The organism is Serratia sp. N21D137, assembly GCF_047530005.1.
Lineage (GTDB): Bacteria > Pseudomonadota > Gammaproteobacteria > Enterobacterales > Enterobacteriaceae > Chania > Chania fonticola_B.
In genome coordinates, this window is sequence record NZ_JBLJAJ010000008.1 from 46,995 (window position 1) to 71,035 (window position 24,041).

Consider the following 24,041-nt stretch of genomic DNA (forward strand, 5'->3'; position numbering starts at 1 on the left):
AACCCCCGGCTGGCGGGGGTTCTGGATTACGGATTATGCAGTGCACAGGCAACCGGTCAGGCGTTGTTTTCCAACACTTCGCGGATGCGTGCTTTATAGGTTTCCAGCTTTTGCGGGGTCATCATGCGGCGCTCGTCGTCAAGCACCACGCCGCCCACATCGTCGGCAATACGTTGTGCCGATTGCAGCATCAGCTTGAAGTTCTGATTGGCGTCGCCGTAAGACGGCACCATCATAAACATCGATACGCCCGGCGTGGAGAAATCGGACATCATTTCCGGATCGAATGAGCCAGGCTTGACCATATTGGCCAGGCTGAACAGCACGGGGCCACTGCCTGCCGGGCTGATATGGCGATGGAAGATCCCCATTTCACCAAATTGGAAGCCCGCCTGCAGTACGCTCTGCAGCAACACCTCCCCCCCGATCACACCGCCTTGATGAGCTGCAACGTGCAGCACCAATACGGTCTCCTGCAGTTTTGCCGGTTTCAACGGTTCCGGCGCTGGCTGCGGTTCACGCACAGGCTCTGCATGCTGGAAGGCTGGCTCTGGTGAAGGAGCGGTAGCCGGAGGCATATCGTCAACGCGCGGCTCACGACGCACAACAGGTTGCTGCGGCTCTTCGTCCTCGTCCTGGGCATAGTTATCCAGCAGGATGTCATCGTAATCCGGCCGCTGGGAGAGCGGCGCGGGCTGGGCTGGCCGAGGCGCAGGTTGAGCTGCTGGAGCTGGCCTTGGTGCAATCACCGGCTCTTCGCGTGCGACATCGATATGGCCCATTGATGGCTCATCCTCAACTTCTGCGCGAGTGGCACGGATACGTACCTCTCCCACGCTTTCGGCAGGATCATCAAGTGGAGTAGGTTCACGCTCATTTTTCGAGCGTTTGGCTGGGCGATCGCGAAAAAGGGACGAGCGTTCCTTACGGCTGGTCCAAAGACCATGTAATAACAACGCTATTATGGCGATCGCGCCAACAACGATTAATATCAGACGCAAATCCTGCATCATTGCTATCTCTGTTGTTCCAAGACATTGCCACCGCGGCAAACATTCACTCTTTAACTCTATTTGCCCACAGGCACAAGTGCAAGTCCGTGCTGAACTTTATGCCAATAAAGATGATTATTCGGCATTTTTTTGCTGTTTTTTCAGCCAATGTGGCTCTAGCCAGTGGAAAATCAACCCTATATGATAGCTTGGCCTGTTTAGCCAAAGAGAAAATCTTAAGATATGTCCTATGTGCCTCCCCCTGTCGGATCCACCAACGGCTTCCATTATTTTGCCCAAGGATGGCGCCTGATTTCGCGCCCGGGTATTAAACGCTATGTCGTCCTGCCGTTGCTGGTGAACGTGCTGCTGATGGGCTCTGCCTTCTGGTGGCTGTTCAGCCAACTGGGCGACTGGATCCCGAGCATGATGAGCCATGTGCCAAGCTGGCTACAGTGGCTAAGTTATTTACTCTGGCCGATGGCGGTCATTTCCGTGCTGTTGGTGTTCAGTTACCTGTTCAGTACCATCACCAACCTGATCGCCGCCCCGTTTTGCGGGCTGCTGGCGGAACAGCTCGAAGGCAGCCTGACCGGCAAACCGTTGCCGGATACCGGTATGCTCGGCGTGGTCAAAGATCTGCCGCGCATCATGTCCCGTGAATGGCGCAAGCTGATGTATTACCTGCCACGCGCGCTGGGCCTGCTGTTGCTCTACTTTATTCCGGGCATCGGCCAAACGCTGGCACCGCTGCTGTGGTTCCTGTTCAGCGCCTGGATGCTGGCCATTCAATACTGCGATTATCCGTTTGATAACCACAAGGTCAGCTTCGCCGAGATGCGCCAGGCGTTGCGGCAGCACAAAACCGACAACCTGCAGTTTGGTGCGTTGGTCAGCCTGTTCACCATGATCCCCATCCTCAATCTGGTGATCCTGCCGGTGGCGGTCTGCGGTGCCACGGCGATGTGGGTCGACCGTTATCGTGCACAATTTGTTCGTCACTAACGGCTTTATTTGGGGGCGCTTCGTGCGCCCTTGCTATTGTGATTAAAACTTATTCTCTAATAACATATCTATATACCAATTCTTTACTTCCCTGCCGAGACCGTTAGCGTATGCTTTCGATGTTCCCTACATTTCATAGAGTTATAAGGACGGGCCATGAGCAAGATTTACCAAGACAACTCATTAACAATCGGCCATACGCCGCTGGTTCGTCTGAACCGTATCGGCAACGGACGCATTCTCGCCAAGGTTGAATCTCGCAACCCGAGCTTCAGCGTCAAATGCCGCATCGGTGCCAATATGATTTGGGATGCCGAAAAGCGTGGCATTCTGAGCGCAGGCAAAGAGCTGGTGGAGCCAACCAGCGGCAACACCGGTATCGCTCTGGCGTTTGTCGCCGCGGCGCGGGGTTACAAGCTCACGCTGACCATGCCGGAAACCATGAGCATCGAACGTCGTAAACTGCTCAAGGCGCTGGGTGCCAATCTGGTGCTGACCGAAGGTGCCAAAGGCATGAAAGGGGCGATCGCCAAGGCCGAAGAGATTGTGGCCACCGATCCGAACCGCTACATCCTGCTGCAACAGTTCAGCAACCCGGCCAACCCGGAAATCCACGAACAAACCACCGGCCCGGAAATCTGGGAAGATACCGATGGCGAGGTCGATGTCTTTATCGCGGGCGTCGGCACTGGCGGTACACTGACCGGCGTCAGCCGCTTTATCAAGAACACCAAGGGCAAGGCTATCACCACAGTGGCGGTTGAACCAACCGACTCACCGGTCATCAGCCAGGCATTGGCAGGCCAGGAAATCAAACCCGGCCCGCACAAAATCCAGGGCATTGGTGCCGGTTTCATTCCGGGCAACCTGGATCTGAGCCTGGTTGACCGCGTCGCGCAGATCACCAACGACGAAGCCATCAGCATGGCACGCCGCCTGATGGAAGAAGAAGGCATCCTGGCCGGGATTTCTTCCGGTGCCGCCGTGGCGGCCGCCGTCAAACTTTCCGAAGAAGCCGACTTTACCGACAAGACAATTGTGGTTATTCTGCCTTCTTCAGGTGAGCGCTACTTGAGCACCGCTTTGTTTGCCGATCTGTTCACCGAACAGGAACTGCAGCAATAGCGCAAACAGTGCACAAATAGCTAAAAAAGCACCTATTCAGGTGCTTTTTTTGTGGACTGGATCAAAGTTTACACCACTCAACGATTGATTTTCACCGCTGGCTTTAGTATTTAACCGGTCAATTATTTCGATGCGCAAAATTAATCACCTTCCTGCCATTGTTTGAGCTGAATCGATTTACTCATTTGTTGCTCCAGCGAAAAACACGGCATAATGGGGAGCTGATTGAAACAACGCCAGATGCTCGGATTTTTTGATCTGAAATGCTTAAAGCGTCGTTTTATGTTGCATCCATGCTCGCCCCTGTACCATAGTCAGGCGCTAACCAGACAAGCTAAAATCACGCCGTTAGGCTAAACTTTAGCTCCACAACCTTAAATCCGATAAGTTGGGGAAACATCAATGTTCCAGCAAGAAGTGACTATCACCGCTCCGAATGGTCTGCACACTCGCCCTGCCGCTCAGTTCGTAAAAGAAGCCAAAGGCTTCGCGTCTGACATCACCGTGACTTCCAACGGCAAGAGCGCTAGCGCCAAAAGCCTGTTTAAGCTGCAAACTCTGGGCCTGACCCAAGGAACAGTAGTCACCATCGAAGCCGTTGGTGAAGACGAGCAGAAAGCCGTTGAGCACTTGGTAAAACTGATGGCAGAGCTTGAGTAATCGGCCCGTCTTTTTAGTTAACACCAGTCAAGAGTAAGGTAGGGTTATGATTTCAGGCATTTTAGTATCACCGGGTATCGCTTTTGGTAAGGCTCTCTTGCTGAAGGAAGATGAAATTGTCATCAACCGGAAAAAAATCTCTGCAGACCATGTAGAGCAGGAAATCTCACGTTTTCTGGCAGGCCGCGCCAAAGCGTCTGAACAGCTGGAAGTAATCAAAACCAAGGCAGGCGAGACCTTCGGCGAAGAAAAAGAAGCGATCTTCGAAGGCCACATCATGCTGTTGGAAGACGAAGAGCTTGAGCAGGAAATCATAGCCCTCATCAAAGACGATCTGGCGTCTGCCGATGCGGCAGCCTACACCGTGATCGAAGGCCAGGCGAAAGCGCTGGAAGAATTAGACGACGAATACCTGAAAGAGCGCGCGGCTGACGTGCGTGATATCGGTAAGCGTCTGTTGCAAAACATCCTGGGCATGGCAATTGTCGATCTGACCGCCATTCAGGATGAGGTGATCCTGGTCGCGAAGGACCTGACACCGTCAGAAACCGCACAGTTGAACCTGGACAAAGTGCTGGGCTTCATCACCGATCTGGGTGGCCGTACTTCCCACACCTCGATCATGGCTCGCTCCCTGGAACTGCCCGCTATCGTTGGCACCAGCGACGTGACCACCCAGGTAAAAAACGGCGATTACCTGATCCTGGATGCGGTTAACAACAAGATTTATGTCAACCCGACGGCCGAGGTGATTGAGCAGCTGAAAGCGGTTCATACCCAATACGTCACCGAGAAAAACGATCTGGCCAAGCTGAAAGACCTGCCGGCGATCACGCTGGACGGGCATCAGGTTGAAGTCTGTGCCAACATCGGTACCGTGCGCGACGTCGCCGGTGCAGAGCGCAATGGCGCCGAAGGTGTCGGCCTGTATCGTACCGAATTCCTGTTCATGGACCGCGACTCACTGCCAACCGAAGACGAGCAGTTCTCGGCTTACAAGGCCGTTGCGGAAGCCATGGGCTCACAGGCAGTCATCGTCCGTACCATGGACATCGGCGGCGATAAAGACCTGCCGTACATGAACCTGCCAAAAGAAGAGAACCCGTTCCTGGGCTGGCGCGCGATCCGTATCGCGATGGACCGCCGGGAAATCCTGCACGCTCAGCTGCGCGCCATCCTGCGTGCTTCTGCTTTCGGTAAACTGCGCATCATGTTCCCGATGATCATCTCGGTGGAAGAAGTGCGCGATCTGAAGGGCGAGCTGGAAACGCTGAAAGCGCAGCTGCGTGAAGAAGGCAAAGCCTTTGACGAGAGCATTGAAGTGGGCGTAATGGTGGAAACACCGGCCGCAGCAGTGATTGCTCGCCACCTGGCGAAAGAAGTCGACTTCTTTAGTATTGGGACAAACGATTTAACCCAGTATACTCTGGCAGTAGATCGCGGCAACGAGCTGATTTCTCATCTCTATAACCCGATGTCCCCATCAGTGCTTGGCCTGATCAAACAGGTTATTGATGCATCTCACGCAGAAGGCAAGTGGACCGGTATGTGCGGCGAGCTGGCTGGCGATGAGCGTGCTACACTGTTGCTTTTGGGCATGGGGCTGGATGAGTTCAGCATGAGTGCGATTGCAATCCCGCGCATCAAGAAAATTATTCGTAATACCAATTTCGAAGATGTGAAGGCATTGGCAGCGCAGGCCTTGGAACAACCAACGGCACAGGATTTGATGAACTGCGTCAATAAGTTCATCGAAGAAAAAACGCTCTGCTAAAATTCCACGACACTGGAACGCCGCCCAATTTAATGCTTAGGAGAAGATCATGGGTTTGTTCGATAAACTGAAGTCTCTGGTTTCTGATGACAAGAAAGACATGGGCACTATCGAGATCGTCGCTCCACTTTCTGGCGAAATCGTCAATATCGAAGATGTACCGGACGTCGTATTCGCCGAGAAGATCGTTGGCGACGGCATTGCTATCAAACCAGCTGGCAACAAAATGGTTGCTCCGGTTGACGGCACTATCGGTAAAATTTTTGAAACCAACCATGCGTTCTCTATCGAATCTGATAGCGGCATTGAGCTGTTCGTGCACTTTGGTATCGACACCGTTGAACTGAAAGGCGAAGGCTTCAAACGCATCGCGGAAGAAGGCCAACGCGTCAAGAAAGGCGATGTGGTTATCGAGTTCAATCTGGCCCTGCTGGAGGAGAAAGCCAAGTCTACCCTGACTCCGGTGGTTATCTCCAACATGGACGAGATCAAAGAGCTGATCAAACTGTCCGGCAGCGTCACCGTTGGCGAGACCCCGATCATCCGCATCAAGAAGTAATCGCGGTTCGATCGTAAAAATGGCGCCTTTATCGGCGCCATTTTTTTATCCAAGACTTCTAAGCCCTACTGCGCTACCAGCGGTTCCGCTTGTAGCTCCTGTTGCTGTCTTTCACGCTCCAAGGCCAATACGCCACGATGTGACAGATAGCAGAACAAGATGCAGCACACCACGCCGCCCATCAGCAGATAAAAGCCGCCATGCCATCCCATGTTATCGACCATCACGCCAAACAGGCTGGTGCCCAGCGTAGCCCCAAAGATATAGCTCATAAAGCCGCGCAGGCCAACGGCGGAGCCGACAGCAAAGCTGGGAACGATCTCCATCGTCTGTACCGAAGCCAGGAACTGTGGCACATAGATCAGGCAACCGACGATCGCAGCAAAGATGGTGACCATCAACAGCGAGTCACTCTTCCAGTAACCAATCAGGCAGATGAAAATCATCACCATGCAGATCATCGCCAGCGGCATACGGCGTCCCTTGAACAGCTTATCCGACAGCCACCCAGCCAACAGTGTGGACGGGATCGCCGCCCATTCGAAGAACAGAAACGCTATACTCATCTGCTCTTTGGAGAAATGTTTTTCGGTGAGCAGGTAAATAGGCAGCCAGCTGATCATGCCAAAGCGCACCATGTAGACAAATACGTCCACCAGCGAGACATACCAGGCATTTTTATTACGCAGAACATAGGTACAGAAGATCTGGAAGGCGCTCATATTTTCCGGAGCCTGTTCCTGTACACCGGTTTTCACCCTGACGGTTTCTTCCGGCATCATTTGTTCCAAGGCAGGCAGACCTTCGCTGCGCGGGGAACCTTTACCCAGCCATAGCACCACCAACGCAAACAACACTGCTACACCTGCTGGGACGATGTAGCTGGCGCTCTGCCAGTGTTCACTACCCAATACCGCAAAAGCCACGCCGACGATGGGGGCAACTACCCCACCGCCGATATTGTGGGATATATTCCAAAATGCGCCAACGCGGCCACGCTCACGGCGTGGGAACCAGTTGGCAATGGTAATGAACGAAGGCCCTACTCCCATCCCCTGAAACAGGCCGTTAAACACCACCAATGCGGCAAAGACCCAGAAGGCAGTGCTGAACCCCAAACCGACGTTGACGATGGCACACAGCACCAGGCCACAAGCCATAAACACTTTAGGGTTGGCCTTATCGGCCAGGCTGCTCATCACCCCTTTGCTGATGCCGTAGGCAATCAGCATGCAACTGCTCAACATGCCGATCTGCGTCGCACTCAGATCCAGATGCTCTTTCAGGTAGGGCGTCGAAAGGGTGAAGTTGTTACGCACGATGTAATAGGCCAGGTAGCCCAAAAAGACGCTCAGTAACGCTTGCATGCGATAACGCTGGTAGGTTGCCTGCACCTGTTCTGGCGGAACACGCTTCGCCGCCGCGCTAGGTTTTAATAATGAAAACATGTTATTCCCCTGTGAGGTTTATCTGTACTGGCTCGATGCGCCTGCTATTTATTAATAACGCTCGCAGCGGATGGTGTAATTAATTCATTAATAAGACAAGCCCCGTAATATGTGTCAAAATTGACTCAAACCCAGAACAAATAAGCCCAGTTTTGACTCATCAATTAACATTACCGTTATTAACCAAAAACCAGCTCGCTCACCTCCCCGCGTCAGAGCGCCACAGCACTAAGGTTGCGCACAAAGCCAGCCCACAAGTGGTGATGTTTTTGAAGGCGTTAACAGTATTGATGGGCTATCGATGGTAATATTCTGACTTCATCAACGTTATAACCCCGGCTAAATTCTGTTGGTTGACGAAAAATATTTTTGTCCCAAATGCTTTGCGGGTTATTTTTATCGTTATTGCGATTTTATGAATAAGATCACAATCGATGAGGTCTAGGGAGAGTTTTATTATGCGTGCAACGCTCGTTTTTGCGGCAATGGCCTGCTGGCTGTTATCCACTGCTGCCTGCGCCAAAAGAAATGAACTGGTGATGGCCACCACCTTTTCACCAGAGGCAACCGCCTACCTCATTAGCCGTTGGCAAGGCCAGCCCCAGTCTGTAGTCATCCGCACGCTGAACCGCACCAGCACCTCCCTGGAACAACTGCTCGACAGCACCGGCAGTGACAACGTCGATCTGGTGCTGACCTCCTCCCCCATGCTGCTCCAGCACCTGCAACAGCATCAGCGCCTGGCAAACTATGAGGGTGCTCCGGAACAATCACAGCGGCTGGTGCCTGAACCTATCCGCAATACCGCCGTGGCGGTGGCCATTTCGGGTTTTGGCCTGCTGATCAACCGCACCAATCTGGCAGAGAAACGGCTGCCGCTGCCAGACGATTGGGACGATCTGACCGATGCCCGCTACCAGGGGGCACTGCTGATGAGCAGCCCTTCCCGCTCGGATACCAGCCACCTGATGGTGGAGTCGCTGTTGCAACAGAGGGGGTGGCAATCTGGCTGGCAAACGATGTTATCGGCGGCCGGTAACCTGATCACCATCTCTTCGCGCAGCTTTGGCGTGGCGGATAAAGTCAAAAGCGGCCTGGGTTCGGTCGGGCCGATTATCGATAACTATGCCAATCTGCTGCTTGACGATCCACACCTGGCCTTCCATTATTTCCCTCAGGCCGCGGCCTCCCCCACCTATATTGCCGTGACAAGCAATAGCCATTACCCCGCCGAGGCCCGGCGCTTTATTCAGTTCCTCCTCAGCCCACAGGGGCAGCGGGTCCTGGCCGATACCAGCACGGGAAAATACCCGGTGGTTTCACTGCTGGCCGACAACCCACGCTTCGCGCAGCAGCAAAAGCTGTTACAGCGGCCACCGCTGAATTACTCCCTAATATTGCAACGCCAGCGCCTGGTCCAAAAGCTGTTTGATACGGCCATCAGTTTCCGCCTGTCTCAACTCAAGGACGCCTGGAAAGCGTTGCATGGTGCTGAAAGCCGCCTCAAACGACCCTTGCCGGAGATCCGTGCGCTGTTGACCGCCATTCCCGTCACCCAGGCCCAAAGCGAAGATCCGCAGTACCTTAAACAGTTTGCTGCACGTAGCGAGAGCGAGCAGCAGGTCATGGAATGGCAACTGTTCTTTCAGCAACAGCAGAGAAAGGCCATCAAGGCGCTGGAAGAGTTAAAATGAGCCGTTTATTGCCGCGCTTCTTCAAACGTCTGACCATCAGCGCCTGCCTGCGGGGTGCCTTTCTCACCGGCGCGCTGCTGACGCTTACCGTCAGCGGGGTCAGCCTGTACTCCTGGCATGAGCAAAGCTCGCAGGTCCGCTATGCGCTGGATGATTACTTTCCGCGTATCCAATCTTCGTTCGTGATCGAAAGCAATCTGAACACGCTGGTCGATCAGCTCAATGAATTTTTGCAGGCCGCCAATACCAATGCCCGCCTGCAGTTAAGAAATCAGATCGTCGGTCATTTGGAGCAAATAGAGCAGGCCAGCATGCAGTTGGATAACCCTGAACGTCAGCAAATTCAGGCGACGCTGGCAGAAAGCCGCCAACTGTTGGGCCGATTGGACAACGCGCTGTACAACATGTTTATCGCCAGGGAAAAGGTCAATGAGGTCGCCGCGCGCATCAGTTGGTTACATGATGACTTCACCACCGAGCTGAATTCGCTGGTGCAGGATTTTAGCTGGCAGCAGGGAGCTTTGCTCGATCAGATGGAGACAGGCTCTGGCCAGGCGCTCCCCCGCTTGCAGGCCAGTTTGCGCGAGGTGCAAAGTGAACAGCAGCAGGTTTACGCCCTGGCACGCATCGAGAACCAGATCGCCGATGCCCTGCGCGATCGCCTCAATGAGCTGCAATCCGGCGCTGAAGAGCCCACTTCGGTTGCCGAGCACGTACGTTACCTCGCCTACCTGAAAAAAACGGCAAACGACAATATGCAGGGGTTGCAGGCTCACCCCAGCACCATCACGCTGCGGCAAACCATCGACGAACTGCTGGAGACCGGCATTGCCGAAAACAGTATGCCTGCGGCGATGAAAGACTATCATCAGGCACAACGAGCACTTACGTTGGCCACTCAGGCCAAGGAGGCGACGCTTGCACGCTTCCGCACACAGCTGGAATCGCAACTGAGTAACAGCCACCGGCAGATGCAAACCTTTAACCACCGTCTGGAGCAGATTATCCGCGTCAGCGGCAGGCTAATTGTGATCGCCACCCTGCTGGCGATGTTATTGGTATATTTGCTCAATCACTATTTTATCCGTTCCCGCCTGGTCAAGCGCTTTACCCTGCTAAACCAGGTGGTGGTGCGTATCGGCCTTGGGGAAACCAACGCGGCGATCCCGGTTTACGGTGGCGATGAACTGGGCCGCATCGCCCGTCTGTTGCGGCGCACCCTAGGCCAGTTGAACCAGCAAAAATCCCGACTGGAGCAGGAAATCACCGAGCGCAAGGGCATTGAGCAACATTTGCGAGCCACACAGGATGAGCTGGTGCAGGCCGCCAAACTGGCCGTGGTTGGGCAGACCATGACCACGCTGGCCCATGAGATCAACCAACCGCTGAACGCCCTGTCGATGTATCTGTTTACCGCTCGTCATGCGGTGGAGAAACAACAGCCAGAGGCGGCCACGCTGGCCCTGACCAAAGCCGACGGTCTGATTGGCCGCATGGATGCCATCATCCGTATGCTGCGGCAATTCGCCCGGCGAACGGAACAGGATAGCCCCTCTCAGCCCGTTGATTTGCGCCAGTCATTAATTGCCGCGTGGGAGTTGCTGGCTCTGCGCCACCAACCGCTGCGGGGGGAACTGCGGCTACCGGACAGTGCGCCAAACGTGTTAGGTGACGAGGTACGCATTCAGCAGGTGCTGGTCAATCTGATGAGCAACGCTCTGGATGCCTGCCAGGAGCGGCCACTATTGCAGATAAGCTGGCAACGCCAGGCGTCCGGTTGGCAGGTCTTGCTGTGGGATAATGGGCCTGGCTGGCCGCTGGCGCGGGCTGAATCGTTACTCAAACCCTTCACCACCAGCAAATCGGTGGGCTTGGGGATTGGCCTGTCCATCTCGCTTTCGCTGATGCAGCAAATGGGCGGCAGCCTGCATCTGGCCTCTACGCTGACGCAGAACGCCTGCGTCGTTTTACAGTTTCAACCGGTGGATCAACCATGTTAAGCCAACAAGCGCAAATTCTGTTAATCGACGACGATGCCGACGTCCTCGATGCCTATACCATGCTGCTCAACCAGGCAGGCTATCAGGTTCAGGCCTGCAATAACCCGCTTAAGGCACAGGAAATGCTCGGGGAGGAGTGGCCCGGGATCGTTATCAGCGATGTCTGTATGCCTGGCTGTTCCGGGATTGAGCTGATGGCGCTACTGCTCGCTCACGATGCCTGTTTGCCGGTGTTGTTGATCACCGGCCATGGCGATGTGCCGATGGCGGTTGAAGCGGTGAAAAAAGGGGCCTGGGACTTTCTGCAAAAGCCGGTCAACCCGGCCCAGCTACTCGAACAGGTCGCGACCGCGCTGGCCCAGAGACGTTCTTACATTGCCCGTCGCCGTTGGCAGCAGGAACAGTTGCAGAGCAATCTGATTGGGCGTAGTGAGTGGATAAAACAGCTGCGGGTGCGTTTGCAGCAGGTAGCCGAAACCGATTTAGCGGTTTATCTGCAAGGGGAATTAGGCGTCGGCAGGACGTTGGCAGCCCGTTATTTACACCGCATGAGCCATCGCAGCGAACAGCCGTTGATCGTAGGTGAATTGACGCCAGGGGGTGAGGCACCGTTAGAACAATGGATTGAGCAGGCAAGCGGCGGGACGCTGATTTTACGCCACCTCGAGCACTTGTCTATCACCCAGCAGGCGCGGTTGATCCAGCTCCAGGGACAAGACCCTCTGCCCTTCCGGCTGATCGGCATTGGGACTGCACCCTTGGTGGAACTGGCCGCCGGGCATACTCTCCTGCCCGATTTCTATTACTGCTTTGCCATGACCCAAATCGCCTGCCTGCCGCTTTCTCTGCGCCCTGACGATATAGAGCCGTTATTCCGCCATTACCTGGAGCAGGCCTGCCTGCGCCTTAACCATCCGCTGCCGGATCTGCCAGCCGAGCTGATTAAGCGTTTGGTCAAAAGGGTATGGCCAAATAACGTGCGCGAGCTGGCCAATGCTGCAGAGCTGTTTGCCGTAGGGGTGATGCCACTGGCAGAGACCGCCAACCCGCTGTTGCACGGCTCCGATCCCGCTCCGCTGGATCAGCGTATCGAAGACTATGAGCGCCAGATCATTACCGAGGCATTGAACCTGCATCAGGGACGGATTAACGAGGTGTCCGAGTATTTACAGATCCCGCGTAAAAAGCTCTACCTGCGGATGAAAAAGTACGATCTGGACAAGCAGCATTATCGTTGAGTGTGCCAGCGCGGTACCCGAAGCGTGATCACCAGGCCACCCTGTTCGCCATTGTGTGCCTCAACCTGCCCACCATGGGCCAGCACCACTTTGCGCGTGATCGCCAAACCCAGGCCATAACCTTTGCCAGACATCGCCGACTTTACCCGGACGAAAGGATCAAAGATGCTGGACAGCTTCGACTCCTCCACGCCCGGCCCCTGATCGCTGACCTGGATCTGGAACAACTGGTCGATACGCGTCAGCACCACGGTCACCCGTTGGCCGTGGCTGGAAAAGCGCAGGGCATTACGCACAATATTCTCTACCGCCCGGCGCATCAGTTCGGCATTACCTTTTACGGTGTATTCCTCGTCGGAACTGGCCTGCAACACGATTTCTACGCCAGGGATCTGCGCCTCATAGCGCGCATCGTTAACCACCGCCTCCACCAGTCCATAGAGATCGAAATACTCTTCATCATTGGACAGGCCGTTGTTCTCGGTGCGCGACAGCGCCAGCAGTTCGCCAATCATCTTGTCCAACCGCCCGGCTTCGTGCTCGATACGCTGCAACGAGTTCTCCACGTTCTCCGGATTTTGCCGCCCCAGGCCGATGGCTAGCTGCAAGCGGGCCAATGGCGAACGCAACTCATGGGAGACATCATGCAGCAATTGCTCACGGGCGCTGACCAGTACCTCCAGCCGCTCCGCCATGCTGTCAAAGTCACGAGCCACCTCAGAAAGCTCGTCATGGCGCCTCCGCATCGCCGGGAACAGCCGCACCGCCAGATCGCCCTGCGCTACCCGCTCAAAACCGGCGCGCAGTTGGCGCATCGGGCGCGTCAGGTTCCAGGCCAACATGGCGCTGAACAGCAAGCCCCCCAGCCCACCGACCCACACCATTGGCTCCGGGATGTTCAGCAGACGCCAGCGTTTGGGTGGCCGATATTCGGCACGCAGTCCTGCCAGATCGTAGCTCAACCGGTAGCTCTGGTTATCTGCACCGGTTACCCATTCCACCATCATTTTCGCTGGCTGGTTGGTCTGTGGGTTTTGGCCTGACTCATCAGCCGATGGCTTAATGGCTGGCGTTACGCTTAAGAAGCGGCGTTCGGTTTCAGGCCATTTGGCAACCATTGCGTTCAGCGCAGGCATCCCACTGCTGCGCAACACCGAGGCCGCAGAGGTCAGTTGCAGATTAGCGATACGCCAGGTCATGCTGTTTTCCGGGACCTCATGGCGATTACCATAAAAGGTAAACGTCACCCACAGCGCCTGGGTCATGATGATAAACGTCAGCCAGAAACCGAGCAGGATTTTCCAGAACAGTCTTCCGCGCATCGGCATTACCTGATGCGGTAACCGATACTGCGCACGGTTTCAATGCTCAGTCGGTTATCGGTTAGCGCGCCCAGCTTCTGGCGGATATTGCTGATATGCACGTCCACGCTGCGATCGTAAGCCTCACGTGGCCGCCCCAGACCTTTCTCTGACAGTTCATCCTTCGACACCACTCGTTCTGGCGAACGCAGCAGTAACTCCAACAAGTTGAACTCTGAGGCGGTGAGGTCGAACGTCTTACCCTGCCAGGCACTGCTGCGGGTGGACGGGTTGAGCGTCAATTCGTTAAAGCTCAGGACAGAAACCTTATCCACCGCTTCCGGCTGCTCTTCAAACCGGCGCAGCACCGCACGCAGGCGTGCCACCAGTTCGCGTGGGTAACAAGGTTTGGGGACATAGTCGTCGGCGCCCATCTCCAGCCCGATTACCCGGTCGATGTTGTCCCCTTTAGCCGTCAGCATGATGATCGGCAAGCGGCTTTTTTTGCGTACCTCGCGCAGCACGTCGATACCGCTCATGTCCGGCAGCATGATGTCGAGGATCATCGCGATATACTCGCCAGAAAGTGCACCATCTACTCCAGCCTTGCCGGTCAGCACCAGGGACGCGTTGAATCCTTCAGCCGTCAGGTATTCGCTCAGCATGGTGCCAAGTTCCAGATCGTCATCGACCAATAAAATTTTCATGCCCACTCCTCCGCTGATTTGCCGCCATTTTCGCGTCTATTGTCGCTGTACGCAGCCGGTTTTACCTAATCCTTACACATTGACATTCTCCCGACACAAATGAAAGACGGGGCTTTAAGGCTCAGGGGATAATCGATCTTGAGGGAATAAATGGCAGAGGTTGGGGAATAGGTAGAGAGTCACGCTCCTCCCTACCGATTATTACTCAGCTAGGAAAATACGCCGGTAGACAGGTAGCGGTCACCGCGATCGCAGATAATGGCGACAATGACGCTGCCAGGATTGGCCGCAGCAACGCGCAGTGCCCCGGCTACGGCACCACCGGAGCTGACGCCGCAGAAAATACCTTCCCACTGAGCCAGTTGGCGCATGGTCTGTTCGGCTTCGCTTTGTGCCATATCCAACACCTGATCCACCAGCTCAGGGCGGAAAATACCCGGCAGATAGGCCGGTGCCCAACGGCGGATGCCCGGAATGCTGCTGCCTTCAGCAGGCTGTAAACCGATGATATTCACCTGCGGATTTTGGCTTTTCAGGTAGCCACCAACGCCGGTAATGGTGCCGGTGGTGCCCATGCTGGAAACGAAATGGGTGATACGGCCAGCGGTCTGCTGCCAGATTTCCGGGCCGGTGGTGGTGAAATGCGCGTAGGGGTTATCCAGATTGTTGAACTGATCCAACACCTTGCCCTGACCCTGCTGCTGCATCTCCAGCGCCAGGTCACGCGCCCCTTCCATCCCCTGTTCACGGCTGACCAGGATCAGTTCTGCACCATAGGCACGCATTGCCGCCTGGCGTTCCATGCTCATGTTTTCCGGCATCAGCAGCTTCAGCGTGTAGCCCTTCATCGCACAAATCATCGCCAGCGCGATGCCGGTATTGCCACTGGTGGCCTCGATCAGCGTATCTCCCGGCTGGATTTCACCGCGCAGCTCCGCCTGCTGGATCATCCCCAGCGCGGCCCGATCCTTGACCGACCCCGCCGGATTGTTGCCCTCCAGCTTGAGCCAGATTTCACTGTCCAGCCCTTCGGCCAGTCGTTGTAGTTTTACTAACGGTGTATTACCGATGCATTGTTCCAGCGTGGTCACAATCTTTGCCTGCGTATAATGTAAAAAGGCAACCCAGGGTTGCCTTAAATGGGAATGGTTAGAAATTATCAGGCGCTTTTAGCTAACGCAACCGGTTGTAACAGTTGTTCACCGGCGTAGAGGCGGGCATTCAGGCTGCCAACGTAGTAACGGTCCCCGCGCGCCGGTGCGGCATGGCCTTCCGACATAATCACGCTGATAGGCTCCTGATGCCAGCCAATCGGCTGCACGGTCAACTGCCAGAAGTGGCCACGCGGGCTGACTTCCAACACCTGTACCGGTAATGGGCAACGGGCACTGCAATCGGTGCCAATCTCCATTTCCCACGGGCGCAGGAACAGATCGACGCTGCCTTGGTGCATTGGCTGGAACGACAGCGGCCATTGGTGAGCGCCCACAAACAGCTGTGAACCGCGGATTTCACCGTTCAGGCGGTTAACTTCGCCCATAAACTCCAGCACGAAGCGGGTGGCGGGTTCACGCATGATCTCGGTCGGTGAACCTACCTGCTCGATATTCCCCTGGCTCATCACCACGATGCGATCGGCAACTTCCATCGCTTCTTCCTGATCGTGAGTGACGAACACGCTGGTAAACTTCAGTTCTTCATGTAGTTGACGCAGCCAGCGGCGCAGTTCTTTACGCACTTGCGCGTCCAGCGCACCAAACGGCTCGTCCAGCAGCAGGATCTGAGGCTCCACCGCCAGCGCGCGCGCCAAGGCGACACGTTGCTTCTGGCCGCCGGAAAGCTGTGAAGGGTAGCGATTAGCCAGATGACCCAACTGCACCATCTCCAGCAACTGCTCCACTTTCTGTTTGATCGCCGCCGCATTCGGACGTTCGCGACGTGGCAGCACGCTCAGGCCAAAGGCGATATTGTCGAAAACCGTCATATGGCGGAACAGCGCATAGTGTTGGAACACGAAGCCGACGCGACGATCGCGCGCATGCACGCGGCTGACGTCGGTGCCGTGAAAGCCCAGCTTACCGCTGCTCTGGCTTTCCAGCCCGGCGATAATCCGCAGCAAAGTGGTCTTGCCCGAACCGGATGGGCCTAATAACGCCACCATCTCACCGGAAGGAATATCGAGCGAGATATCGTTCAATACCTTGGTACGGCCAAAAGACTTGTTGATACCGTTAATCTCAATGCTCATGATTTTCCTCCCGCTCGAGACGCGCATCCTGACGCGCCAGGCGCCATTGCAGTCCGCTTTTCAGAAATAGGGTGACTATCGCCATCAGGGTCAACAGTGCCGCGGCGGTAAACGCCCCGGCGGTGTTGTAATCCTGATGCAGTAATTCCACTTGCAGTGGCAGGGTATAGGTTTCGCCACGGATAGAGCCGGACACCACCGATACCGCACCAAACTCGCCAATCGCGCGGGCGTTGGTCAGTACCACGCCATACAGCAATGCCCAGCGGATGTTCGGTAAGGTGACGCGGCGGAACATCTGCCACCCGGAAGCGCCCAACAGCACCGCGGCCTCGTCTTCCTGGCTGCCCTGGCTCATCATCAGCGGCACCAGTTCACGGACCACAAACGGGCAGGTCACGAATATCGTCACCAGCACCATGCCGGGCCAGGCGAACATCAGTTGAATGTCATGGGCATCCAGCCAGCCGCCGATCGGGCCGTTGGTGCCGTAAAACAGCAGATACAGCAGCCCCGCCACCACCGGCGACACCGCAAACGGCATATCGAACAGCGTGAGCAGCAGTTGGCGGCCAGGGAACGTAAAGCGCGTCACCAGCCAGGCCAGCAAAGTACCGAACACCAGGTTGACCGGCACGGTGATCAGCGCCACCAGCACCGTCAACCAAATGGCGTGCAGCATGTCCGGGTCCGACAGGTTATGCCACACGGCGCCCACGCCAGAGGAGAATGCCTCGATAAAGATCATCACCATCGGCACGACCAGCAACAGGATGGAGAACAGCGCGCCGATGGCAATCAGCGTCCATTTCCCCCAATTCACGCGTGGGCGCTCTGCGCCGTTCAGGGCGGTAACATCAGCCATCAGTGCCCTCCAATACGGCGGCCAAAGCGGCTCTGCAAGGTGTTAATGGCAAACAGCAACAGCAGTGATGCTGCCAGGATCACCGAGGCAATCGCACTAGCGGCCGGGTAATCGAACTCCTGTAAGCGCACAAAAATCATCAATGAGGTCACTTCGGTTTTCCAGGCAATGTTGCCTGCAATAAATATCACCGCCCCAAACTCCCCCAGGCTACGGGTAAACGACAGCGCCGTACCGGCGAGCAGCGCTGGCGCAACCTCTGGCAACACCACGCGACGGAAACTTTGCCAGCGGGTAGCCCCAAGGGTTTCGGCGGCCTCTTCATATTCTGGCCCCAACTCTTCCAGTACCGGTTGCACCGTGCGCACCACGAAAGGAATGCTGGTAAAGGCCATCGCCACCGCAATCCCCAACCAGGTGAAGGAAACCTTGATATCAAAATGAGCCAGCCATTGGCCGTACCAACCGGTGGTAGAAAACAGCCCCGCCAGGGTCAGCCCGGCCACCGCCGTAGGTAATGCAAACGGCAAATCCATCAGGCCATCCAGTAAGGAGCGGCCAGGAAACTGGTAACGGGTGAGGATCCAGGCCATCAGCATGCCAAACACCGCGTTGAAAACGCTGGCGACTCCGGCCGCCAGCAGCGTCACCTTATAAGCGGCCACGACCTGCGGATTGGTGATCACTTCCCAATACTGTGCCAGGCTCATTTGCGCCAGCTGCATCACCAGCGCGCTGAGCGGCAACAGCAAAATCAGGCAGGTGAAAAGCAGGCTGCTTCCCAGACTGAGAGTAAACCCAGGCAGAACCCGCTTGCTGGCCATTGAAAACATTACTTATGCCCTGCCGCTAACAGTTGGTCCAATTCGCCGCCCGTTGCAAAGTGGGCACTCATCACCTGCGGCCAGCCGCCGAACTGATCTTCCACGCTGAACAGCTTGGTCTCAGGGAATTGGCTCTTGGCCGCCGCCATCACCTGCGGATCATTGACGCGATAATAGAAGCTGGTGATCAGCTTCTGGGCCGCCGGGCTATAGAGATAGTTCAGGTACTCTTTGGCCACCTGTTCGGTGCCGTTTTTCTCAACGTTTTTGTCCACCCAGGCCACCGGGAACTCCGCCAGAATATCGACCGGCGGCACGATCACTTCATACTTGTCTGCACCGTACTGCTTGCGGATATTGTTCACTTCGGATTCAAAGCTGATCAGCACGTCACCCAGGCCACGCTCGACAAAGGTCGTCGTTGCGCCACGGCCACCGGTATCAAACACCACCACGTTTTTCAGCAAACGGGTCATGAACTCACGGGTCTTGGCCTGATCGTTGCCATCAGCCTGGCTGGCCGCGCCCCAGGCGGCCAGATAGGTGTAGCGGCCATTGCCGGAGGTTTTCGGGTTCGGGAATACCAGCTTCACGTCATCACGCACCAGATCGCTCCAGGTGTGGATGCCTTTCGGGTTGTCCTTGCGCACCAGGAACGCCATGGTGGAATAGAATGGAGAGCTGTTGTTCGGCAGGCGTTGCTGCCAATCTGCCGGGATCAGTTGGCCGCGATCGTGCAGGATTTGCACGTCACTGACCTGGTTATAGGTGACCACATCGGCACGCAGCCCCTGCAAGATCGCCAACGCCTGTTTGGAAGAACCGGCATGGGACTGTTTGATGGTCAGTTTGTCGTTCGGATGCTGCTGATCCCACTGCTTTTCAAAGCCTGGGTTCAGCGCGGCAAACAGTTCGCGGGAGACGTCATAAGAGCTGTTGAGCAATTCTGCCGCCGAAGCCGTACCGCAGGCTAACAATGCCGCCACCAGCCAACCTTGCAACAGCGTATTTTTAACCCGGGAATGTTTCATTCTGCACCTTATCACTGAGTCTTACCGCCGGGCTGATGCCCTGATATTGACCAGTGTATTTATAACTTGATGCAGACCTGTAACGCTTTTATATACCGTTTAGTGATTTTCAAGCATCAAACGCTATAAGCCAAGAGGGGAGCGGTTCACCGCAGAGGGAAGGAAAGCCCGGAGCCAGAGGAACTGGCCCCAGGAGACGCCTCAAAGTGACAACAGACGCGTCAACGAAGGTGCGAAGTAGTAGCTGCCGGTCACCGCACGGCTGAAACGCAGCATCGCGTCGTGTTTGCCGTCCAGTTCGCCGAACATGCTTAACAGCTGCTGTTCGATGTTGTGCAGGCGCGCACAATAGGCGATGAAATACAGGCCATGTTTGCCGCTGGCGGTGCCATAAGGCAGGCTCTGGCGCAAAATTTTCAGCCCTTTGCCGTCCTCTTTCAGATCGACACGGCTGACGTGCGAGGTATCTGGCCGTTGATCCGGCGGCAGTTCTTCACTGTCTTGTTTGGTACGGCCAATGATCTGTTCCTGCTGTTCGGTGGTGAAACGCTGCCACTGGCGCAGGTTGTGCTCGTAACGCTGAACCAGCACGTAGCTGCCACCTTCGTCTTCTTCGCCAGCACCAATCACCGCGACTTCCGGGCGTTGTTCACCCTGTGGATTTTCGGTACCGTCGATAAAGCCGCTCAGATCGCGCTCTTCTACCCAGCGGAAACCGTGCGTTTCTTCTTCAATACGAATGGTGTTACCAAACGCGGCCAGTGCGGCCTGCGCCAGGGTAAAGTTAACGTCATGACGCAGCGATTGAATATGGATCAGCATATCGCGTTGGGTGGCCGGTGCCAGCCCCTTGCCCAGCGGTGCGAAAGGCTTCAGTTCTTTGGCTCCCTGGCCATTGGAAAGGTCATGCCAAACGTCGGAGCCAAAAGCGATAACCGCGCCCAAGTGGGCATCTGGAAACTGTTGCTGCAACTCACCGAGCGCCTGACAGAACTGTTTGCAACCCTGGCGCAGATCGACGAATTCGCCCTGCACCATAGCTTCCATAAAAATACCAAAACGGCAGTGTTCCAGCAGGATGCCGCTCTGAACCTGTGTCATGTTGATTTCCTCAAGACCTGAATCGGGTAACAGGTTGCCCTGTTATAAACGCGCAATATCATAACGCACAGCAGGCTGATTGCCTTGCCCGAACGCAAAGAAAATAGGGATTTAACGCCAAGCGAGGCAGGCACACCGCAAGGAGCGCCCGCAATAAGAATTATTGTGCTTTGGCATGCCAGACGATCTTACTCACCGTCCAGTTTTGCAGAGTATCGTCCGGTGGGATCAGACCCTGTGGGCCAGCCCATTTGCCACTGAAGATATAGCTGACATTGCGGCTTTGCTGCGCCACGCACTCGACCTTGCCAATATCCTCGCCGTCGGCCGGTTTACAGGCACCATAGGCCTTGCTGAACAGTTCGCTAAACGGCGTACCCAGCTTGCTGCCCCATTCAGTGGCGATCTTGGCGTCCATTACGTCAACGCGCTGCACGTGGCCTTTAGGTTCTCCGGTGATCACCAGCTTAACGTCATCACCGTCCAATGCCTGGAAGTAGGAAACGATCTGCCCTTGGTTGGTCGCCATCCCACCACGCATGCGGTAGTTGTTATTCAGGCCCTTGCCAATCGCCGCCTCCGTCATGGGAGTACCTGCCCCCACATCACCGACGCCTTTGGCACTAACCTCTACGCTGCCGCCAAACCAGTTGAACGGCGACAGGCTGGACCAGGAGAAGTTTGACATGGCCGAACACCCGGTCAACAACAGCGGTAGCCCTAACAACAGTGGGCGAATATTCATTCATAGCTCCTTAACATCAAAGACATCGGCGATATGCAGCCTCTCATAACCGCTGGGGCTGCGCCATCAATTGCCAGCTTGGAGTACGTAAATTGGGAAAAGTGCCGCAACTTTTAACAATTAACCCGCCTCATCCTGCGGGATAAAACAGGCTTTCAAGCGCCGATTCATTAACAGATACCCCATCGCCAGCACATCCAACAGCACCAGTAGGAGATCCAGCGGAGGTTCATTGCTGTCTTGCTGCCATAGGCTATAAAGCGATCCGAGCAGCGCTGCCGCCAGCGACACTACCAGTACCCAACGCCAACAACGCCATAGACGGGGCCAATGCTGGCGGCGGCCAGCAATCAAAAAGGCCAGCGCCGCAGGCAGCCCAAGCGCAATACCGTACCAAAAGCGCTGAGTATCTGGATAGAACAGTTGTAACAAGCCAGCGCCCTGATCGCGTGAGGTACCCGCCATCACAAACAGTAGCCAGGTACGGGCCTGTAAGATCAGTACGCCCCAAAACCACAGCGGCAACCGTAACATACCGTGCTGATCGTAATCGTCCGGTGAAAACCGGTGTGTTGACGCCTTCAAAGACTTTTCCTTGCCGATGTTATGATTACCCTTGCAAATGGCGACGCTGGCCACCATTTTCAATCTGCAGCTTAAGAAGCTCTTAAGATCCTTATGGTTTAATCAGGTCATGTCCCGCTAACGGGAAATCATTCAGACCACTGATAAGGAAAATCCAGATGAAAAAGATCGCTTTACTTACACTCATCGCATTATGCAGCGCACCGGTTCTAGCTCAACAGGGCGGGTTCATCGACCCCAACGCGACACCGGCTCAAACGCAAACCAGCCCGCAAGGTGGTTTCTCCGGCCCTAGCGCCACGCTGACCACGGTAGATAAGGTCAAATCGTTGAGCGATGATACCTGGGTGATGTTGCAGGGCAATATCGAACAGCGCGTGGGTGATGACACCTACACCTTCCGCGACGCCACCGGTACGCTGACGGTAGAGATCGACAGAAAGCGCTGGAACGGCCAGACCATCACCCCAAAAGACAAGGTACAGTTGGAAGGGAAAGTGGATAAGGACTGGAACAACGTGGAAGTCGATGTGAAAAACATCAAAAAACTGCCTTAAACCAGGGCTTGGGGCGGTGGCAACCACCGCCCTGACGATCAATATTCTTGATCTTCGATCAGGCGTTTCCCCAGACTGGTGATCGCCTGAATTTCGTAGCCGAGCTTTTCATACATTTCGATCACGGTGTCGTTGTCTTCACGCACCATCAGCTGAATTTTCGGGCAGCCGCGCGCAATCAGCTTTTTCTCCAGCCGACTAATCAACGCATTGGCAATGCCGCGCCCGCGATAGTCTGGGTGAACGCCCAGGTAATACGCAGAACCACGGTGGCCGTCGTAACCGCCCATCACCGAGCCAACCACCTCACCGCCCACTTCCGCCACTAAAAACAGATCCGGATCGTGGTTCAGTTTGCGTTCAATATCCATCTCGGGATCGTTCCATGGCCGTAACAGGTCGCAACGCTCCCACAGGGTGATGACCTCTTCAAAGTCGTCTTGCCGAAATACGCGAATTTCCATCGTTGCTCGCTACTGTTAATTGAACTTTTTTCTGATTATTGCGTAATTATTAACTGATACCCACAGTCTTTCAAGCCGCAGCGTTTTGCCAGGTAATAAATGGCAATAGTTATCAAGTCGATTAATGAGGATCAATACGCTATAACGTCGCGAAATAGATTGATCGAGTTGGAGCCGCGCGTGATGAAGAAACAGAGCAAAACCTACCTCAATTTCAGCCCCCTCACCGCTTCATCAACCCGCCGCCAACTGCTGCTCTCCGGCCTGGCTCTGGCCCTGCTTGGGGGCAAAACCTCAGCCACCCAGGCCAATATGCTGCAACCAAAACCGCACAGCAAACCGCTACCCAAAGCCACTGGGAGCAAAAGAGTAGTGATGATCGATCCCGGCCACGGCGGTATTGACTCCGGTGCAGTGGGGCATGAAGGCTCACAGGAAAAACACGTGGTGCTGGAAATTGCCAACCATGTGCGGCGTTTTTTGCATGAGCACGAGCACGTTGAAGCCCGCCTGACACGTGAGGAGGATGAGTTTATCCCGCTGTTCCAGCGCGTGGAGATCGCCCACCAGCACCAGGCCGATCTGTTTATCTCGATCCATGCCGATGGATTTACCAGCCCGGATGCCGCCGGTGCTTCGGTGTTTGCCCTTTCCAATCGCGGAGCCAGCAGCGCGATGGCGCGCTATCTCTCCAATAAGGAAAACGCCGCCGATGACGTTGCGGGGGGCAAATACAAAAATCAGGACAACTATCTACAGCAGGTGTTGTTCGATCTGGTGCAAACCAACACCATCAACAACAGCCTGACCCTGGGCCGCCACGTGCTGGGCCAGATCCGCCCGGTTCACCGCCTGCATAGCGAAAGCACCGAACAGGCGGCGTTTGCCGTATTAAAGTCCCCTTCTATTCCTTCGGTGCTGGTAGAAACCTCGTTTATCACCAACCCCGGTGAGGAGCGCCTGTTAGGTACCACCGCCTTTCGCGAAAAAATTGCCCGCGCCATCGCCGACGGCGTGATCAATTTTTTCCACTATTACGACGTTCACCAACGCAAGCCGCGCTAGACCTGCAAAATACGGGGCGAGAAGGTATACTTGCCGCCCTGTTCAGTTACCCA

Annotated in this window: 23 protein-coding genes; 10 read left to right on the forward strand and 13 right to left on the reverse strand. The window is 55.4% G+C overall.

The features are described 5' to 3' along the window. Positions 1 to 56: 56 nt before the first annotated feature. Positions 57 to 1,013 carry a cell division protein ZipA gene (zipA, locus tag ACMV5H_RS08835; RefSeq protein WP_115159920.1) on the reverse strand — a complete coding sequence of 319 codons (957 nt, stop codon included), beginning with the start codon at positions 1,011 to 1,013 and terminating at the stop codon, positions 57 to 59. Between the two features lie 222 nt (positions 1,014 to 1,235). On the opposite strand from zipA, the gene cysZ reads away from it, so the two are divergent. The 5 genes from cysZ (at position 1,236) to crr (ending at position 6,115) form a co-directional block, all read left to right on the forward strand. Continuing rightward, positions 1,236 to 1,997 (forward strand): sulfate transporter CysZ, encoded by a 762-nt coding sequence (gene cysZ, locus ACMV5H_RS08840; RefSeq protein ID WP_115159921.1) that lies wholly within the window; start codon positions 1,236 to 1,238, stop codon positions 1,995 to 1,997. A 156-nt stretch (positions 1,998 to 2,153) separates the two neighbouring features. Beyond that, positions 2,154 to 3,122: a cysteine synthase A gene (gene cysK / locus ACMV5H_RS08845; RefSeq protein ID WP_021178687.1), complete on the forward strand. Its 969-nt coding sequence runs from the start codon at positions 2,154 to 2,156 to the stop codon at positions 3,120 to 3,122. 402 nt (positions 3,123 to 3,524) lie between these two features. Continuing rightward, positions 3,525 to 3,782 (forward strand): phosphocarrier protein Hpr, encoded by a 258-nt coding sequence (ptsH, locus tag ACMV5H_RS08850; RefSeq protein ID WP_021178688.1) that lies wholly within the window; start codon positions 3,525 to 3,527, stop codon positions 3,780 to 3,782. Between the two features lie 46 nt (positions 3,783 to 3,828). Next, entirely contained in the window at positions 3,829 to 5,556 is a 1,728-nt protein-coding gene (ptsI, locus tag ACMV5H_RS08855) for a phosphoenolpyruvate-protein phosphotransferase PtsI (RefSeq protein ID WP_021807056.1), read from the forward strand. A 49-nt stretch (positions 5,557 to 5,605) separates the two neighbouring features. Further along, positions 5,606 to 6,115 (forward strand): PTS glucose transporter subunit IIA, encoded by a 510-nt coding sequence (crr, locus tag ACMV5H_RS08860; protein ID WP_021178690.1) that lies wholly within the window; start codon positions 5,606 to 5,608, stop codon positions 6,113 to 6,115. A 65-nt stretch (positions 6,116 to 6,180) separates the two neighbouring features. Here the strand turns inward: crr and pgtP are convergent, their stop codons facing one another. Beyond that, positions 6,181 to 7,563 carry a phosphoglycerate transporter PgtP gene (pgtP, locus tag ACMV5H_RS08865; protein ID WP_021807058.1) on the reverse strand — a complete coding sequence of 461 codons (1,383 nt, stop codon included), beginning with the start codon at positions 7,561 to 7,563 and terminating at the stop codon, positions 6,181 to 6,183. 458 nt (positions 7,564 to 8,021) lie between these two features. Between pgtP and ACMV5H_RS08870 the strand changes: the two genes are divergently transcribed. From ACMV5H_RS08870 to pgtA, 3 genes are read left to right on the forward strand one after another with little or no spacing between them, the layout of a single operon-like run. After that, complete coding sequence (locus ACMV5H_RS08870) at positions 8,022 to 9,257, forward strand: ABC transporter substrate-binding protein (protein WP_414821712.1); 1,236 nt, start codon at positions 8,022 to 8,024, stop codon at positions 9,255 to 9,257. Further along, positions 9,254 to 11,257, forward strand: coding sequence for a two-component system sensor histidine kinase PgtB (gene pgtB, locus ACMV5H_RS08875; protein WP_414821713.1), 2,004 nt, complete (start codon positions 9,254 to 9,256; stop codon positions 11,255 to 11,257). The genes ACMV5H_RS08870 and pgtB overlap by 4 nt, the downstream gene beginning before the upstream one ends. Then, the gene (pgtA, locus tag ACMV5H_RS08880) at positions 11,251 to 12,495 is read left to right on the forward strand and encodes a two-component system response regulator PgtA (RefSeq protein WP_166733091.1); all 1,245 of its coding nucleotides are present in this window, start codon (positions 11,251 to 11,253) and stop codon (positions 12,493 to 12,495) included. Before pgtB ends, pgtA begins: the two co-directional genes overlap by 7 nt. Here the strand turns inward: pgtA and ACMV5H_RS08885 are convergent. From ACMV5H_RS08885 to ACMV5H_RS08930, 10 genes are all read right to left on the reverse strand, one after another. Then, complete coding sequence (locus ACMV5H_RS08885) at positions 12,486 to 13,817, reverse strand: ATP-binding protein (protein ID WP_115159924.1); 1,332 nt, start codon at positions 13,815 to 13,817, stop codon at positions 12,486 to 12,488. The genes pgtA and ACMV5H_RS08885 overlap by 10 nt on opposite strands. Before the next feature lie 5 nt (positions 13,818 to 13,822). Then, complete coding sequence (locus ACMV5H_RS08890) at positions 13,823 to 14,503, reverse strand: response regulator transcription factor (RefSeq protein WP_021807065.1); 681 nt, start codon at positions 14,501 to 14,503, stop codon at positions 13,823 to 13,825. Positions 14,504 to 14,712: 209 nt separating this feature from the next. After that, the gene (cysM, locus tag ACMV5H_RS08895; RefSeq protein ID WP_115159925.1) at positions 14,713 to 15,594 is read right to left on the reverse strand and encodes a cysteine synthase CysM; all 882 of its coding nucleotides are present in this window, start codon (positions 15,592 to 15,594) and stop codon (positions 14,713 to 14,715) included. Positions 15,595 to 15,662: 68 nt separating this feature from the next. Beyond that, positions 15,663 to 16,751: a sulfate/thiosulfate ABC transporter ATP-binding protein CysA gene (cysA, locus tag ACMV5H_RS08900; RefSeq protein ID WP_021178698.1), complete on the reverse strand. Its 1,089-nt coding sequence runs from the start codon at positions 16,749 to 16,751 to the stop codon at positions 15,663 to 15,665. Then, entirely contained in the window at positions 16,741 to 17,616 is an 876-nt protein-coding gene (cysW, locus tag ACMV5H_RS08905; RefSeq protein ID WP_021807067.1) for a sulfate/thiosulfate ABC transporter permease CysW, read from the reverse strand. Before cysW ends, cysA begins: the two co-directional genes overlap by 11 nt. Then, a complete protein-coding gene (gene cysT, locus ACMV5H_RS08910) occupies positions 17,616 to 18,449 on the reverse strand; it encodes a sulfate/thiosulfate ABC transporter permease CysT (protein WP_021178700.1) in 834 nt (277 codons plus the stop codon). Before cysT ends, cysW begins: the two co-directional genes overlap by 1 nt. Then, positions 18,449 to 19,471: a sulfate ABC transporter substrate-binding protein gene (locus tag ACMV5H_RS08915; RefSeq protein ID WP_414821714.1), complete on the reverse strand. Its 1,023-nt coding sequence runs from the start codon at positions 19,469 to 19,471 to the stop codon at positions 18,449 to 18,451. Before ACMV5H_RS08915 ends, cysT begins: the two co-directional genes overlap by 1 nt. Before the next feature lie 201 nt (positions 19,472 to 19,672). Next, positions 19,673 to 20,572 carry a Dyp-type peroxidase gene (locus ACMV5H_RS08920; RefSeq protein WP_021807069.1) on the reverse strand — a complete coding sequence of 300 codons (900 nt, stop codon included), beginning with the start codon at positions 20,570 to 20,572 and terminating at the stop codon, positions 19,673 to 19,675. A 160-nt stretch (positions 20,573 to 20,732) separates the two neighbouring features. After that, positions 20,733 to 21,317 carry an RpoE-regulated lipoprotein gene (locus tag ACMV5H_RS08925; RefSeq protein ID WP_414821715.1) on the reverse strand — a complete coding sequence of 195 codons (585 nt, stop codon included), beginning with the start codon at positions 21,315 to 21,317 and terminating at the stop codon, positions 20,733 to 20,735. Positions 21,318 to 21,437: 120 nt separating this feature from the next. Beyond that, the gene (locus tag ACMV5H_RS08930) at positions 21,438 to 21,902 is read right to left on the reverse strand and encodes a DUF2919 domain-containing protein (protein ID WP_115159932.1); all 465 of its coding nucleotides are present in this window, start codon (positions 21,900 to 21,902) and stop codon (positions 21,438 to 21,440) included. A 158-nt stretch (positions 21,903 to 22,060) separates the two neighbouring features. On the opposite strand from ACMV5H_RS08930, the gene ACMV5H_RS08935 reads away from it, so the two are divergent. Further along, positions 22,061 to 22,459, forward strand: a complete 399-nt coding sequence (locus ACMV5H_RS08935; RefSeq protein ID WP_021178705.1) for a YgiW/YdeI family stress tolerance OB fold protein — start codon at positions 22,061 to 22,063, stop codon at positions 22,457 to 22,459. A 38-nt stretch (positions 22,460 to 22,497) separates the two neighbouring features. On the opposite strand, the gene ACMV5H_RS08940 is transcribed toward ACMV5H_RS08935, so the two are convergent. Then, a complete protein-coding gene (locus tag ACMV5H_RS08940) occupies positions 22,498 to 22,923 on the reverse strand; it encodes a GNAT family acetyltransferase (RefSeq protein ID WP_021807072.1) in 426 nt (141 codons plus the stop codon). 183 nt (positions 22,924 to 23,106) lie between these two features. Here ACMV5H_RS08940 and amiA point away from each other — a divergent pair, with 183 nt between their 5' ends. Continuing rightward, on the forward strand, positions 23,107 to 23,988 hold the full coding sequence (gene amiA, locus ACMV5H_RS08945) for an N-acetylmuramoyl-L-alanine amidase AmiA (RefSeq protein WP_414821737.1): 882 nt from the start codon (positions 23,107 to 23,109) through the stop codon (positions 23,986 to 23,988). Positions 23,989 to 24,041 lie beyond the last annotated feature (53 nt).

Excerpts from the sequence above, each read along its gene's own strand:
- pgtA (WP_166733091.1), top strand. The coding sequence starts at position 11,251 with ATGTTAAGCCAACAAGCGCAAATTCTGTTAATCGACGACGATGCCGAC.
- ACMV5H_RS08920 (WP_021807069.1), bottom strand. The coding sequence starts at position 20,572 with ATGACACAGGTTCAGAGCGGCATCCTGCTGGAACACTGCCGTTTTGGT.
- ptsI (WP_021807056.1), top strand. The coding sequence starts at position 3,829 with ATGATTTCAGGCATTTTAGTATCACCGGGTATCGCTTTTGGTAAGGCT.
- zipA (WP_115159920.1), bottom strand. The coding sequence starts at position 1,013 with ATGATGCAGGATTTGCGTCTGATATTAATCGTTGTTGGCGCGATCGCC.
- cysK (WP_021178687.1), top strand. The coding sequence starts at position 2,154 with ATGAGCAAGATTTACCAAGACAACTCATTAACAATCGGCCATACGCCG.
- ptsH (WP_021178688.1), top strand. The coding sequence starts at position 3,525 with ATGTTCCAGCAAGAAGTGACTATCACCGCTCCGAATGGTCTGCACACT.
- cysT (WP_021178700.1), bottom strand. The coding sequence starts at position 18,449 with ATGTTTTCAATGGCCAGCAAGCGGGTTCTGCCTGGGTTTACTCTCAGT.
- ACMV5H_RS08935 (WP_021178705.1), top strand. The coding sequence starts at position 22,061 with ATGAAAAAGATCGCTTTACTTACACTCATCGCATTATGCAGCGCACCG.
- amiA (WP_414821737.1), top strand. The coding sequence starts at position 23,107 with ATGAAGAAACAGAGCAAAACCTACCTCAATTTCAGCCCCCTCACCGCT.
- ACMV5H_RS08925 (WP_414821715.1), bottom strand. The coding sequence starts at position 21,317 with ATGAATATTCGCCCACTGTTGTTAGGGCTACCGCTGTTGTTGACCGGG.
- ACMV5H_RS08890 (WP_021807065.1), bottom strand. The coding sequence starts at position 14,503 with ATGAAAATTTTATTGGTCGATGACGATCTGGAACTTGGCACCATGCTG.
- pgtB (WP_414821713.1), top strand. The coding sequence starts at position 9,254 with ATGAGCCGTTTATTGCCGCGCTTCTTCAAACGTCTGACCATCAGCGCC.
- cysW (WP_021807067.1), bottom strand. The coding sequence starts at position 17,616 with ATGGCTGATGTTACCGCCCTGAACGGCGCAGAGCGCCCACGCGTGAAT.
- pgtP (WP_021807058.1), bottom strand. The coding sequence starts at position 7,563 with ATGTTTTCATTATTAAAACCTAGCGCGGCGGCGAAGCGTGTTCCGCCA.
- ACMV5H_RS08915 (WP_414821714.1), bottom strand. The coding sequence starts at position 19,471 with ATGAAACATTCCCGGGTTAAAAATACGCTGTTGCAAGGTTGGCTGGTG.
- cysZ (WP_115159921.1), top strand. The coding sequence starts at position 1,236 with ATGTCCTATGTGCCTCCCCCTGTCGGATCCACCAACGGCTTCCATTAT.
- ACMV5H_RS08870 (WP_414821712.1), top strand. The coding sequence starts at position 8,022 with ATGCGTGCAACGCTCGTTTTTGCGGCAATGGCCTGCTGGCTGTTATCC.
- ACMV5H_RS08940 (WP_021807072.1), bottom strand. The coding sequence starts at position 22,923 with ATGGAAATTCGCGTATTTCGGCAAGACGACTTTGAAGAGGTCATCACC.
- cysA (WP_021178698.1), bottom strand. The coding sequence starts at position 16,751 with ATGAGCATTGAGATTAACGGTATCAACAAGTCTTTTGGCCGTACCAAG.
- crr (WP_021178690.1), top strand. The coding sequence starts at position 5,606 with ATGGGTTTGTTCGATAAACTGAAGTCTCTGGTTTCTGATGACAAGAAA.
- ACMV5H_RS08885 (WP_115159924.1), bottom strand. The coding sequence starts at position 13,817 with ATGCGCGGAAGACTGTTCTGGAAAATCCTGCTCGGTTTCTGGCTGACG.